The following is a 14090-nucleotide window of genomic DNA, read 5'->3' on the forward strand; positions in this document are numbered from 1 at the left end:
TATTATTTTCATTATGTGACAACATTCGCAAAGTATGAGTTTAACAACAATGGCTTATTCGCTGCATTGCCACTTAGCAGAGCGATTCCGCTTTTGTAATAAATGGCGCAAGGCTCATTTTTTGTCCCGGATTTTGCGGATCGTCCAGCCAGATTTTCTCCAGTGGAACCGCCTGTACCTGGCGATTTTTAACCTGCTCTTTCGCCACGTCGTTCAGAGGATATTGCGCCAGCGTACTGTCGTTGATCACATACAGCGCATGACCCGGGCGGCATTGCAGCATGACTTCTTCACGGGTGAATGCCCACGCCTTTCCGTATTGTAAGCGGCTGACCGTTTCCAGCTGTGGCGCTGCCAGACTGCTGGCGGATAAGGTCAGCAGCACGCAGGCAAGCAGTGTTTTCCTCATGTTTTTTCCTCGGTAATGATTAAATTCTTAATACGTTTTTAACGCCGCTTCAGCGCGGCGCCAGCGTGGCAAACAGGCTCACCAGCAGCAGAACAAAAAGCGCCAGCCCCCATTCAACCCATGTCATCAACACAAAACGGCGTTCGGCATGACCGGAGTCATTGCCCATCAGCGGCACGAGACGATAACGGTTGTAGACGGCGATAGTGGCCATAATGCCGACCAGCAGAATTTTGATAACCAGTAGACACTGGTAAAGCGACGTCAGCTCCGTCGGCCAGCGCTGCAAAATGATGGCGGTATTCATGATGCCCGTGAGTATGACCAGCGCGACGGCGGCATGACCCCATGTTGAAAAACGGATCAGCGTGGCGATGGCAAAAGGCCGCAGTTCAGGTTTACGGGTGTAGTACATGCACGCCAGCAGCGGGAGTAAGCATCCAAACCAGTAGGCGGCACTCAACAGATGCACCATATGATTGAGACGCTGAACGAGCCCTAATATGCCGTTATGCATGGCCGCATGACCGATCAGCGCCTGACTCAGCAATAAACCCAGCGAGCAAAGGAACACCAGCAGATTGCGCACCGACAGCCAGTCCATCAACAACACCAGCATCAGTGCGGCGGTCAGCAATAAGTGCCAGCGCCAGACTTCGCCAAACGTGGTAGTCAGCACCAGTAACCAGACGTTCAGGTTCAGGCCATCACTCCAGCCATTACCCATCAACATGGCCTGAATTGATAGCATCCCGACAGACGTTATCGCCGCAACCGCGCCAGACCACATCATCAGCGTCTGGTTTTTTCGCAGTAACATCGCCGTAAAGCCGGCCGGTGCCAGTAGGGAGCAAAATACGCTCAGCCCGAATATTTGCATCAGGGAGGCAAAATGGGCGAACCGGCACAGGACAAACAGCGCAGTCAGGCTCATGACTTACTTAACGGTGAAGCTGTACTGACCATTGGTTTTATGACCGTCGACCGAGACCACGCTCCACGTTACCCAATATTTACCTGGGCTCAGCGCATCGGGTAACGTGACTACCGTCTGGGTGTTGTCATTAGCAGCGAGCGTTAACGCGCCAGTTTTAACCGCTTTTTTATCTGCACCGGTCAGGGTAATTTTGCTGAAATTCGGTTCGATACCTTCACTGAATCCGAGAGAGAGTTCAGTCGGGCTGGCGGCAAGAACGGTGTCCGCTGCTGGCGTCTGAGTTTTAAGATGTGCATGCGCAAAGGCTTGCGATGAGATAAATCCGCTCAGCAATACGGCTGAGACTGCCATGGCACGGCAAAGAGAGGTGGTTTTTTTCAACACGATGATTCCTTGGCTTGCGTAACGATGAATTTATAACGCCGTCACTTTATCGCAAACCAACCCAAAACGTTTGTCATAAATGCATAAAAAAACGCAGAAGCCGGAGCATTCTGCGTTTTATGTGCATCACAAACGGGGTTTACACCGCCGGGGCTTGCGCTGCCATATTTTTGAGATCTTTATCAACGAAGAACAATCCGTTGCCGGTATTGCTGACCAGTGACAGTTTGTCGAGAACGGATTTGAACAAGGTCTCTTCTTCATGTTGCTCTGCGACGTACCATTGCAGGAAGTTGAAGGAAGAATAATCTTTCAGAGTCATCGCCAGATCGGCCAGTTCGTTGATTTTCTGTGTGATCAGTTGCTCATGCTCGTAAGTCTGCATGAAGAGATCAGAAAGAGATTCAAATGTTACCGGCGGTGCAGCAATCGCGCCCAACAACGGCAGTGCGCCGGTATCGCTGACATATTTGAACAGGCGATGCATGTGGTCCATCTCTTCCATGGAATGCTTCTTCAGAAACGCAGCCGCACCTTCGTAGCCTTTGTCGCTGCACCATGCACTCATCTGCAAATATAAATTGGCAGAATAAAACTCGAGGTTCAGCTGTTCATTAAGCTGATCGATCATTTCTTTTTTTAGCATGATGCGGCTCCATAAATAAATTAAGGCAGGGGAATGGGTTTATTTATCCGCATTATGCCCGCATCAACACTAAATAAAAACAGGTGATTCACATTAATATCATCACAAGTAACATTTAATTTTAATACCATGATTTTTAAGAGATTAATTTCAAGTGAAATATACAATAATGATAACCATTAACATGCGCGCATATATTAAAAAGAATCATTCTTATTTGATAAAATAAATCTTCCAGCCTAATTGCTGCTAATAATCAATTCCACAACGTGAATAGTTCTTATTTACCTATATGACATCGTAATCATTTAGCTTAGTGGCAGTTTATAAAAATAAGATATCAGCGTTCACCCCGGCGGTGGCCTCGGGTACAATGCCGGTCAAAACAGATTCACGGGATGTCGCAATGAGTATCAATCTGGCGGAAATCAGTAAAGAAGAAATGGATCGCATCAACATCGATCTGGCGGCCTCGGCGGTCGCTTTCAAAGAGCGTTACAACATGCCGGTTGTCGCTGAAATGGTTGAACGCCAGCAGCCTGAGCACCTGCGCACGTACTTTCGCGAGCGCGTTATGCATTACCGTGGAGAATCACATAAATTTTCCCGCTTACCTTATGAACCGAAGCAAAAGTAACGTTGCTGGCGCAGGTAAACGGGAGGAGAGAAGATTATCGACGGGTAGCAAATTGCTGGTTGGTGCGGATCAGTTGATCGAGAATGCCCGGCTCATCAAATGAGTGCCCTGCTCCTTCGATAATGTGCAGCTCGGCTTCCGGCCAGGCTTTCGCCAGATCCCAGGCGTTTTGCACCTGACAGGCCATGTCGTAGCGGCCATGCACAATCACCGCAGGAATATGCCGGATGCGGTCGACGTTTTGCAGCAGCTGATCATCGGTGTCTAAAAAACCCAGATGTGTGAAGTAGTGGTTTTCGATACGGGCAAATGCCAGCGCAAAGTTATCTTCACCAAACGACGCCGAACCCTCCGCAGGCAGAAGCGTGACTGTCTCCCCTTCCCACAGGCTCCATATTTTAGCCGCCTCCAGTTGCACCGCACGGTCGTTTGACGTCAGTCGCTTGTGATAAGCAGCGATCACATCTTTACGTTCTTCCTCTGATAAAATTGACAAAATTCGCTGCCATTTTTCCGGGAAGAATCGCGATGCCCCGTCCTGGTAGTACCAGGTCAGTTCCTGCTTACGCATGGTGAAGATACCACGCAGCACCATTTCGCTGACGTGCTCGGGATGCGTCTGGGCATAGGCCAGCGCCAGCGTGGACCCCCACGAACCGCCGAACACCAGCCATTTCTCTACACCTGCCATTTTGCGCAGACGCTCGATATCTTCCACCAGATGCCATGTCGTGTTGTTGTCGAGGCTCGCATGAGGCTTTGAACGCCCGCAGCCACGCTGATCAAACAGCATGACGTCATAATCATTCGGATCAAACAACTGACGGTGGACGGAGGAACATCCGCCGCCCGGCCCGCCGTGAATAAAGACCGCCGGCTTGCCTTGTGGGTTGCCACTACGCTCCCAGTAAACCTGATGGCCGTCGCCGGTATCAAGCATGCCGCTGGCATAAGCCTCACGCGGTGGATACAACCCTTTTAATTTTGGCATGACATTTCCTGTTCTAGTTGGCCAGAGTATTGATGGATACATTTACAACTCAATAACAGCGCATCAGCCAGCCAACAACAAGTTGTAATCCACGAAAATCGGCTTTTTGTATGCTGTTCGCATACTTATCGCGCAATTTCTTTTTTTCACGATAAGCGGTGGCGGGTTCCATAACTGTAAAGAACGGTTGGAAACACAAAGGAGCTTGCAACAGGAACGAATTTGGCTCTAAATAGGTGAGCAACCCAATCCACCAGCTTTAAAGAGAGGCAATGATGAGTAAAGGAATGGATAGCAAAAAGAATGCGAAGAAAAAGCCATTGAAAACCCCTGCCGAAAAAAAGGCTGATAAAAAAGCCAAGAAAGCATCTGCTTAACAATGTACTTCGTAGAATAAACCCGCCGAGCGCGGGTTTTTTTATTTAGGGGAAATTTTTTAGACTCAACTTTTCGCTGCCAGCGCCACCAGGAAGGCGTACTCCAGCGCGATATCCTCATACGCTTTAAAGCGTCCGGATTTGCCACCGTGACCAGAATCCATATCCGTGTGCATCAGCAGCTGATTGCTGTCGGTTTTCACATCGCGCAGTCTGGCCACCCATTTTGCCGGTTCCCAGTATTGCACCTGAGAGTCATGCAGGCCGGTGGTGACCAGCATGTGCGGATACGCCTGCGCACGCACCTGATCGTACGGGCTGTATTGCAACATGTAGTCGTAATAAGGCTTTTCGTTCGGATTACCCCACTCGTCGTATTCGCCGGTAGTCAGCGGGATAGACTCATCAAGCATCGTGGTGACGACGTCGACAAACGGAACCTGCGCAACAATGCCGTGATACAACTCCGGCGCCTGATTGATGATTGACCCCATCAGCAAACCGCCCGCGCTACCGCCCATTGCATAGACCTGCTTCGCGTCGCCATAACCTTCGGCTACCAGCTCTTTGGTAACGTCGATGAAATCGTGGAAAGTGTTCAGTTTATTGAACAGTTTCCCGTCGTCATACCATTGCTGACCGAGCTCCGCACCGCCGCGGATGTGTGCCAGCGCGAATACAAAACCGCGATCTAACAGGCTGAGACGGCTGCCGCTGAAAGCAGGATCCATACTGCTACCGTAGGAGCCGTAGCCGTAAAGCATCAGCGGATTCTGGTGGGGTTTGAAAAGTTCATGGCGATAGACCAGCGACACCGGCACTTTCACTCCGTCGCGGGCGTTGACCCAGACGCGTTCGCTGCGGTAATTCGCCGCATCAAAATCTTTCACTTCCTGCTGCTTTAGCAAAGTACGTTCGTGCGTATCCAGATCCAGTTCAAACAAGGTGCTCGGCGTGGTCATGGAAGAATAGCCGTAGCGAAGCAGCGCGGTATCCGGTTCCGGGTTGTACGCCAGCCAGGTGGTGTAGGTGGGATCGTCAAACGCCAGCGATTTTTCCTCGCCGGTTTGCCAGTGGATTTGGCGCAGATGCGTCAGCCCCTGTTCGCGCTCTTCAACGACCAGCCAGCCACGGAACAGACTAAAGCCTTCCAGCATCACTTCCACGCGCGGTGCGATCAGCGCATGCCAGCCAGACTCTTCGCCGTTATCACTTTTGTACAGGCCGAAATTTTTGCCGTCTTTGTTCGAGCGGATATAGAACTTGCCGAGGTAATGGTCGAGCGCGTACTCGTGATCTTTACGGCGCGACAGGAAAACCTGAGGTTTTGCCTGCGGATCGTCAGCATCGAGCAGCAAAATCTCGGAGGTCGTGGTGCTGTCGAGATGGATCAGGATGTATTTTTCTGACGTGGTTTTATCCAGCCCGACGTAAAAGGTGTCGTCTTTCTCTTCATACACCAGTTTGTCGGTTTTTGGGTCGGTGCCGACAACGTGGCGATAGACCTGATACGGCAGGAGGGTTTTCTTGTGTTTGCGCACATAATACAAAGTCTGGGAGTCGTTCGCCCATTCGCTGCTGCCGGAGGTATTTTTCAGCAGATCGTCAGCCCAGGTTTCGTCATCCAGATTTTTGATGCGGATGTCGTACTGGCGGCGCGACAGAAAATCTTCAGCGACAGCCATCCGTTTGTTATCACGGCTGATATCGAGCCCGCCCAGCGTATAAAACTCACTGTCTTTGGCGCGCTCGTTACCGTCGATAAGCGTCGCCCACTGTTCCTGTTCGTCAGCGGGTTGGCGCAGATAAATGGCGTATTCATTGCCCGGCTCATAGCGGGTCTGATAGCGGAAACCGTGCTTAATATAAGGAACAGAATGATCCTGCTGGGCAATGCGCGCCACCATCTCGCCATACAGTGTTTCGCGCAGCGCCTGATGGGGCTTCATGGCCTCATCGGTATATTCATTTTCGGCTGCGAGGTAAGCCAGGACCTGAGGATCGGTGCGGTCATCGTCACGCAGCCAGTAATAGTTATCGACGCGTTCAGTGCCGTGCGCGCTCAGGATTTTAGGGCGTTTTTCAGCCTTTGGAGGTGTCATCATCGCGGGATCTCTTTGTCCTCTTAGTGGTATGACAAGAGTGACAGGTTTAGCCGGGGAAACCAAGAGACGGAAATGAAAGGAATAATGCGTCCGCCGGAGGAAACGGACGCGGATATCACTCAGACTGGCGTGCTGTAGCTGATTTCACCGAGCTGGCAATTGAGCGTCACCTGATAGGTTTTGTCGGTGTGATCGCCGCGAACTTTCAGCGGGATTGTCCACTTCGCGTTATCGCCGCTGATACTGTCCGGCGCTACCCACGCCACCGGCGTAGACGTACCAAGCGTTTTCTTATCCGCATCCCAACGCGGAATACGGTTTTGCAGGAAATCACGCTTCACCAGCGCCGCAATTTCGTCTTTGCTGGCGGTTGAGCAAGGCGCGACCGTTGCCGTTCTGACTTCCGGCTCCGCCGCCTGCGCCACCTGAATCATTCCGCTCATTCCTGCGACAGCGATCACCGCGCCTGAGATCATCTTTTTCATTGTTCGTCTTCCCGCTTTTTGTCGATCATTACCAGTGACCTTGCAGGATTTATATCCCTACAACTGACAAGGTCATCGCTTGCGTTAGATAATATAATCCTCAACAAGGTAATAACACAACATTAACAACATGACGAACAACGCATAATGCTTAACGTAAGATGATGGCCTTACAGTTTTTGCCTTTGATTTTGCCTTCCTGCAAACGTTGCAACGCCTTTTTGGCGCTCTTCTGACGAATCGCTACGTACGCGTGGATCGGGAACATGTCAATTTTACCGACTTCGGCAGCGGTCAGGCCAGCTTCACCGGTCAGCGCGCCGAGAATGTCACCGGGGCGGATTTTGGCTTTACGGCCACCGTCGATGCACAGGGTCGCCATGACAGGATCCAGCGCTACCGGCGTAGCGGCCAACGCCTGTGCAGCCGGCTGCCAGACAAAGGTCTGACGAGTGTAATCTTCCAGTGCGTGAACACGGCCCATTTCCTGCGGCGTGACTAAACTGACGGCCAGACCGCTGGTGCCTGCGCGGCCGGTGCGGCCTACACGATGGATATGCACTTCAGGATCGAACGACAGTTCGTAATTGATCACCAGACCGAGATCTTTGATGTCCAGACCGCGCGCCGCCACGTCGGTGGCCACCAGCACGCGGCAACTGCCGTTGGAGAAACGCACCAGCACACGGTCACGGTCACGCTGTTCAAGATCGCCGTTCAGCGCCAGCGCGCTGATGCCTTTGGCGGACAGCGCATCGCAGACGTCCTGACAATCGCGCTTGGTGTTACAGAACACCACGCATGACGTAGGCTGATGCTGATAAAGCACCGCCGCAAGCAGTGACAAACGTTGATGTTTATCGGCTTCGATAAAGACCTGCTTGATATCCGCAACGTCTTCTTCACCTTCAATTTCGACTTTCAGCGGCTGGCGCTGGAATTTAGAACTAATACGCTCGATGCCGTCCGGATAAGTTGCGGAGAACAGCAGCGTCTGACGGGCGGGCGGTGTGTAGCTGACCACGTCTTCAATGTCTTCGCTAAAGCCCATGTCCAGCATGCGGTCGGCTTCATCCAGCACCAGCACTTTCAGTTGATCCAGCTTCAGAGTGCCTTTACGCAAATGTTCCTGAATACGCCCCGGCGTACCGACCACGATGTGCGGCTGACGCACCAGTGATTCCAGCTGAGGGCCGATTGACTGGCCGCCGCAGAGGGTCAGAATTTTGATGTTCTGGGTAAAGCGAGCCAGACGACGTAACTCTTTACTGACCTGATCCGCCAGTTCGCGGGTCGGGCACAGCACCAGCGCCTGGGCGTAGAACTGCGCCACGGTGATACTGTTCAGCAAACCGATCCCGAACGCAGCTGTTTTGCCGCTACCGGTTTTAGCTTTGGCCAGGACGTCCTGCCCCTGCAAAATGGCAGGCAGTGAAGCGGCCTGAATCGGGGTCATTTCGGTATAACCCAGTTCGGTCAGGTTAGAAAGTTGCTCAGCGGGCAGTGTCAGGGCTGAAAAGGAATGCGTGCTCAAGGCGATAACTCTTTATGTGAGGCAAAAATCGAAGCAGCGGCAGAGGGTCTGACGCCATGGTTTGGTTAAATGATAACAGAGACGCCCGCTGACTGCCTTAAACGGCAGAAAACTGGCTGAAAAAATCCCTTACACGCCCCACTTTGCTCCGCGACGAATTCGGCGATCATACTGCGCAATCGTTTTCGTTGATCATTAATTCAGATATACTGCGCGCCGAAATTCTCATTTTTATTCATCACAGATCTGGGTACGAAGCTATGTTAACCATTGGTACTGCACTGCGCACCGGCGCCACACGCGTCATGTTGTTAGGCTCTGGCGAACTCGGGAAAGAAGTGGCGATTGAATGTCAGCGTCTTGGCCTGGAAGTGATCGCCGTGGATCGTTACGCCGATGCACCGGCAATGCAGGTTGCTCATCGCAGCCATGTCATTAATATGCTGGACGGCGACGCGCTCAAACAGGTTATCGAAAGCGAACGTCCCGATTTCATCGTGCCGGAAATCGAAGCTATCGCCACCAGTATGCTGGTCGAGCTGGAAAAACAGGGTCACAACGTGGTGCCTTGCGCCGAAGCCACCCGCCTGACCATGAACCGCGAGGGCATCCGTCGTCTGGCTGCAGAAACGCTGCAACTGCCGACGTCCAGTTACCAGTTTGCGGATGATGAAGCCTCTTTTCGTCAGGCTGTCGACGCAATCGGTTACCCGTGCATTATCAAGCCGGTCATGAGCTCATCGGGTAAAGGCCAGAGCCTGATCCGAAGCGCAGAACAGTTGCAAACCGCATGGGATTACGCGCAGCAAGGCGGTCGTGCCGGTGGCGGTCGCGTCATTGTGGAAGGCCTGGTGAAATTTGATTTCGAGATAACCTTGCTGACCATCAGCGCCGTGGATGGCATCCACTTCTGCGCGCCAATCGGCCATCGTCAGGAAGACGGGGATTACCGGGAATCCTGGCAGCCACAGCAGATGACCGAACTGGCCCTGCAACGTGCGAAAGAAATTGCCGAAAAAGTCGTAAAAGCCCTTGGCGGTAAAGGTCTGTTTGGCGTCGAGCTGTTTGTGTGCGGCGACGATGTGATCTTCAGCGAAGTCTCACCACGTCCGCACGATACCGGCATGGTGACGCTGATTTCTCAGGATCTCTCGGAGTTTGCTCTGCACGTTCGCGCCTTTCTTGGCCTGCCGGTGGGCAATATCCGCCAGTTCGGCCCTTCCGCCTCTGCCGTTATTCTGCCTGAGCTGACCAGCAACGACGTCACCTTCAGCGGTCTGGAAAATGCGCTGACCGGTTACAATCAAATTCGCCTGTTCGGCAAGCCGGAAATAAGTGGGAAACGCCGTCTGGGCGTTGCGCTGGCGATTGCCGATAACGTCGAAGATGCGGTGGAACAGGCCAAACAGGCTGCCGCTGCGGTGGTCGTCAAAGGCTAGTCTCTGCGGATTTCACATAAAAAAACCGGACGCCTGCAAAGGCTCCGGTTTTTTTCATCACAATTTGCCTGAAAGAAAACACCTTCAGGACAGGGTGTTATTCGTCTTCGTCATCAAAAATGACGGTCACGCGATCGCCTTTGTGCGTCTCACGGATTTCTGCCGCCACGGTAGCAATGGCTTCGCCGCTGCTCATGCCATTTTCCATTAACTGGCGGATACGATCGGCGGCCTGTTCTTGTTCGTTATGTGATAGTGAAGGCATACCTGTCAGCATGGGAGATTCCTGTTGTACGTGGTGACTGTTGCAAGATAAACAACGCCCGCAGGCTGCGGGGTTGCACAGTATACGCCTTATTCATGCAAATCGCCTGTGCTGGTTTCCGGGGGCGGAATCTATGTTAGGATCGCAGACCTGTAACGTCATTCATCGCGCCAGAGAAACTGAAACCCGTCATGCAACCCGCTCACTCCGTTGTTTTCTATCCCTTGCCTTATCGGCCGGACGCTCTGCTGACGCAGTTCGGGCCACTTTCCGCTTTGCCGTGGGCGATGCTGCTACACTCGGGCGCAGCGCAACACCAGCACAACCGCTTCGATATTCTGGTCGCCGACCCGCGGGTCACGCTGACCACCCGCGGGGCGATTACGCAGATTGCGCGAGAAGGTACCGTGTGGACAAGGGAAGAAGATCCGTTTGCGTTGCTGGAAGAACAGCTTTGCGCCTCGGGATTGCGGGCAGAAACCTCTGACGACTTTCCTTTTCAGGGCGGTGCACTCGGCCTGTTTGGCTACGATTTGGGCCGCCGCGTTGAGACGCTGCCGGACATCGCGCAGCGAGACATCACGCTTCCTGACATGGCCGTCGGTATTTATGACTGGGCGCTGATCGCCGATCACCATTTACAGCGTCTGACTCTGGTGTCTCATGGTGATATTCAGGCGCGTATACGCTGGCTGGAACAGCATGCGAAGCCGGTGAACACGGCCCCTTTCCACCTGGATGCACCGTGGCAGGCGAATATGAGTCGCGAGGAATACGGTGTGAAATTCCGCCAGATTCAGGAATACATTCACAGCGGTGATTGCTATCAAATCAATCTGGCGCAACGGTTCGCCACCGCCTATCAGGGTGATGAGTGGCAGGCGTTTCTGCGGCTAAATCAGGCCAACCGTGCGCCCTTCTCGGCCTTTCTGCGGTTGCCGGAAAACGCCGTGCTCAGCCTCTCTCCCGAACGCTTTATCTGGCTGAAAAACCAGCAGATCCAGACACGACCTATCAAAGGCACGCTGCCGCGTTGTGAAGATCCGGACGAAGATGCCCGCCAGGCGGAGCGTCTGGCAGCGTCAGAAAAAGATCGCGCCGAAAACCTGATGATCGTCGATTTGCTGCGAAATGACATTGGCCGGGTGGCGACGCCCGGCAGCGTAAGGGTGCCTGAACTGTTTGTGGTCGAGCCCTTCCCGGCCGTCTATCATTTGGTCAGCACCATCACCGCTGAATTACCCGCTGACTGCCACGCCAGCGCCCTGCTGCGCGCCTGTTTCCCCGGTGGCTCTATCACCGGTGCGCCAAAAGTGCGCGCGATGGAAATAATCGAAGAACTCGAACCCCAGCGCCGCAACGGCTACTGCGGCAGTATTGCTTACATCAGCTGCTGCGGCACGATGGACAGCAATATCACCATCCGTACTCTGCTGACCGAACAGGGTAAAATCTATTGTTGGGCGGGCGGCGGGATTGTTGCGGACAGCCAGGAACAGGCAGAATATCAGGAGACGTTCGATAAAATCGCCCGCATTTTGCCCCAGTTAGGAGACGCTCAGCCGTGAGTTTGCTGGAACAACACCCGCCGATGCAGGCGTTTTCGCCCGCCGTGGAAGATTTCATTCTGCGCTTTCAGTTACAGCAGCCGCGCATGCCCGCGCCGCTGTTGCGCGGCACCCGTCACGCGGCGGTGTTGATCCCGATTATTTGCCGCGAAGAGCCGACAATTTTACTCACCCGACGTTCAGACAGCCTGCGCAAGCACGCCGGTCAGGTCGCGTTTCCAGGCGGTGCGGCCGATGCCACGGATGCATCGATTATCGCCACTGCGCTGCGCGAGACGCAGGAAGAGGTCGCGATCCCTCCTGAACAGGTACACATATTGGGCACGCTAGCCCCGCAGGACAGCAGCAGCGGTTTTCAGGTCACGCCGGTGATCGGCCTGTTACCCGTTGATGTGACGTTCCATCCGGCGGAAGATGAAGTGGCGGAGATATTCGAGATGCCGTTACAGGAAGCTTTCGATCTGGCCCGTTACCATTCTCTGGATATTCACCGCAGAGGCACACATCACCGGGTGTATTTATCCTGGTATCAGCAGCAATTTGTCTGGGGATTAACCGCGTCGATCATTCGTCAGCTGGCCCGGCAGGTTAAAGACTGACCTCACTGGTTACACATCGATCACACTTTCGCATCAAATAAGTTTATTTCATGCGAAAATAGAATCTATTGCCCTAAACCCCTTTTACACTATAGATCTAGCCACAAATTCGTTTGTGGCTGTCAGGGTCCCGTTCCCTGCCGTTTTCAATTACAGGAGTATTCGACGTGATTAGCGTTTTCGACATGTTCAAGGTCGGGATTGGCCCTTCCAGTTCCCATACTTTGGGCCCGATGAAAGCCGGTAAACAGTTCGCTGATGACCTGCTCGAACAGGGCATGATGCCTGCCGTTACGCGTGTCGCCGTGGACGTTTTTGGCTCCCTGTCGCTGACAGGTAAAGGCCACCACACAGATATCGCCATTATTTTAGGTCTGGCCGGTAATCAGCCCGACACCGTTGACATCGACGGCATTCCGCACTTTATCCGCGACGTTGAGCAACGTCAGCGTTTGCCGCTTGGCACCACCCAGCACGAAGTCGATTTCCCGCGCGACACCGGCATGGTATTTCGCAGCGAAAACCTGCCACGCCATGAAAATGCCATGCAGATCCACGCGTTTGCCGGTGACAAACTGGTGTACAGCAAAACGTATTATTCCGTCGGCGGCGGTTTTATCGTCGATGATGAGCATTTCGGCCAGCCGGTTCTGGACGAAGTGTCCGTGCCGTTCAGCTTTAATTCGGCCAGTGAAATGCTGGCAAAGTGCAAAGAGAATGGCCTTTCTCTCTCCGGCTTAATGATGCAGAACGAGCTCGCGCAGCATAGTAAGCAAGAGATCGAGCAATATTTCGAGAAAATCTGGCACACGATGCAAGCATGTATCGATCGCGGTTTAAACACAGAAGGCGTGCTTCCCGGCCCGCTGCGTGTTCCGCGCCGTGCATCGGCACTGCGCCGAATGCTGGTCTCCAACGATCAACTGTCTAAAGACCCGATGAACGTGATCGACTGGGTAAATATGTTTGCGCTGGCGGTTAACGAAGAAAATGCCGCCGGTGGCCGCGTGGTCACTGCACCGACTAACGGTGCCTGCGGGATTGTTCCGGCGGTACTGGCGTATTATGACAAGTACATCCAATCGGTCAGCCCGGATATTTATCTGCGCTATTTCCTCACCTGCGGCGCTATCGGCATTCTTTATAAGATGAACGCGTCGATTTCAGGTGCAGAAGTGGGCTGTCAGGGTGAAGTCGGCGTGGCCTGTTCCATGGCCGCCGCCGGTCTGACTGAATTACTGGGCGGCAGCCCCGAGCAGGTTTGCGTGGCGGCTGAAATCGGCATGGAGCACAATCTGGGTTTGACCTGTGATCCGGTGGCCGGTCAGGTTCAGGTGCCATGCATCGAGCGTAATGCTATCGCGTCGGTGAAAGCCATTAACTCGGCACGCATGGCGTTGCGCCGCACCAGTGAGCCCCGGGTCTCTCTCGATAAAGTGATTGAAACCATGTACGAAACGGGCAAAGACATGAACGCCAAATACCGTGAAACGTCACGTGGTGGTCTGGCGATCAAGGTGCAGTGCGACTGATATTACTGCGTTTTTCTCTTGGCTGCGTCACATTGCCAGATGTTTTGGACGTGTGACGCACAAAATACCGCACCGGTACTATCACGTAGCCATTAAATCTTCGCTAAGAACAACCCGTTGTATTATCAATACATATTGGACATGACACTTGCTTTATACCCCGCGCGTACGGCATGCTGATT

At 53.2% G+C, this 14090-nt stretch carries 14 protein-coding genes; 5 read left to right on the plus strand and 9 right to left on the minus strand.

Translation table 11 applies throughout. The annotated features are described in order from the left end of the window. Positions 1 to 73: 73 nt before the first annotated feature. From AC0Z7K_RS05795 to ftnA, 4 genes are all read right to left on the minus strand, one after another. Positions 74 to 409, minus strand: coding sequence for a YebY family protein (locus tag AC0Z7K_RS05795; protein ID WP_112168779.1), 336 nt, complete (start codon positions 407 to 409; stop codon positions 74 to 76). A 49-nt stretch (positions 410 to 458) separates the two neighbouring features. Next, positions 459 to 1343 (minus strand): copper homeostasis membrane protein CopD, encoded by an 885-nt coding sequence (copD, locus tag AC0Z7K_RS05800; RefSeq protein ID WP_485613302.1) that lies wholly within the window; start codon positions 1341 to 1343, stop codon positions 459 to 461. 3 nt (positions 1344 to 1346) lie between these two features. After that, positions 1347 to 1733, minus strand: coding sequence for a copper homeostasis periplasmic binding protein CopC (gene copC / locus AC0Z7K_RS05805; protein WP_413529912.1), 387 nt, complete (start codon positions 1731 to 1733; stop codon positions 1347 to 1349). 136 nt (positions 1734 to 1869) lie between these two features. After that, positions 1870 to 2376, minus strand: coding sequence for a non-heme ferritin (gene ftnA, locus AC0Z7K_RS05810; protein ID WP_413529888.1), 507 nt, complete (start codon positions 2374 to 2376; stop codon positions 1870 to 1872). A 406-nt stretch (positions 2377 to 2782) separates the two neighbouring features. Between ftnA and AC0Z7K_RS05815 the strand changes: the two genes are divergently transcribed. Then, entirely contained in the window at positions 2783 to 3013 is a 231-nt protein-coding gene (locus AC0Z7K_RS05815) for a DNA polymerase III subunit theta (protein WP_112168775.1), read from the plus strand. Positions 3014 to 3047: 34 nt separating this feature from the next. Here AC0Z7K_RS05815 and pip read toward each other — a convergent pair whose 3' ends face one another. From pip to dbpA, 4 genes are all read right to left on the minus strand, one after another. Then, on the minus strand, positions 3048 to 4004 hold the full coding sequence (gene pip / locus AC0Z7K_RS05820) for a prolyl aminopeptidase (protein WP_413529889.1): 957 nt from the start codon (positions 4002 to 4004) through the stop codon (positions 3048 to 3050). A 442-nt stretch (positions 4005 to 4446) separates the two neighbouring features. Then, positions 4447 to 6486 (minus strand): S9 family peptidase, encoded by a 2040-nt coding sequence (locus AC0Z7K_RS05825; protein WP_485613304.1) that lies wholly within the window; start codon positions 6484 to 6486, stop codon positions 4447 to 4449. Between the two features lie 119 nt (positions 6487 to 6605). Further along, positions 6606 to 6971: a protein YebF gene (gene yebF / locus AC0Z7K_RS05830; RefSeq protein WP_413529891.1), complete on the minus strand. Its 366-nt coding sequence runs from the start codon at positions 6969 to 6971 to the stop codon at positions 6606 to 6608. A 151-nt stretch (positions 6972 to 7122) separates the two neighbouring features. Further along, positions 7123 to 8511: an ATP-dependent RNA helicase DbpA gene (dbpA, locus tag AC0Z7K_RS05835; protein WP_413529913.1), complete on the minus strand. Its 1389-nt coding sequence runs from the start codon at positions 8509 to 8511 to the stop codon at positions 7123 to 7125. Between the two features lie 254 nt (positions 8512 to 8765). Here dbpA and purT point away from each other — a divergent pair, with 254 nt between their 5' ends. Continuing rightward, the gene (purT, locus tag AC0Z7K_RS05840; RefSeq protein ID WP_485613306.1) at positions 8766 to 9944 is read left to right on the plus strand and encodes a formate-dependent phosphoribosylglycinamide formyltransferase; all 1179 of its coding nucleotides are present in this window, start codon (positions 8766 to 8768) and stop codon (positions 9942 to 9944) included. 97 nt (positions 9945 to 10041) lie between these two features. On the opposite strand, the gene AC0Z7K_RS05845 is transcribed toward purT, so the two are convergent. Beyond that, positions 10042 to 10221, minus strand: a complete 180-nt coding sequence (locus AC0Z7K_RS05845) for a YoaH family protein (RefSeq protein ID WP_056778924.1) — start codon at positions 10219 to 10221, stop codon at positions 10042 to 10044. Positions 10222 to 10400: 179 nt separating this feature from the next. Here AC0Z7K_RS05845 and pabB point away from each other — a divergent pair, with 179 nt between their 5' ends. The 3 genes from pabB to AC0Z7K_RS05860 all read left to right on the plus strand — a co-directional run bounded on the left by pabB (position 10401) and on the right by AC0Z7K_RS05860 (position 13908). Continuing rightward, positions 10401 to 11777: an aminodeoxychorismate synthase component 1 gene (pabB, locus tag AC0Z7K_RS05850; RefSeq protein ID WP_485613308.1), complete on the plus strand. Its 1377-nt coding sequence runs from the start codon at positions 10401 to 10403 to the stop codon at positions 11775 to 11777. A 23-nt stretch (positions 11778 to 11800) separates the two neighbouring features. Further along, the gene (locus AC0Z7K_RS05855) at positions 11801 to 12376 is read left to right on the plus strand and encodes a CoA pyrophosphatase (RefSeq protein ID WP_485613396.1); all 576 of its coding nucleotides are present in this window, start codon (positions 11801 to 11803) and stop codon (positions 12374 to 12376) included. A gap of 167 nt (positions 12377 to 12543) precedes the next feature. Beyond that, positions 12544 to 13908, plus strand: coding sequence for an L-serine ammonia-lyase (locus AC0Z7K_RS05860; RefSeq protein WP_413529895.1), 1365 nt, complete (start codon positions 12544 to 12546; stop codon positions 13906 to 13908). Positions 13909 to 14090 lie beyond the last annotated feature (182 nt).

It is taken from the genome of Rahnella sp. 1L-D-7-B-C2, from assembly GCF_057290995.1.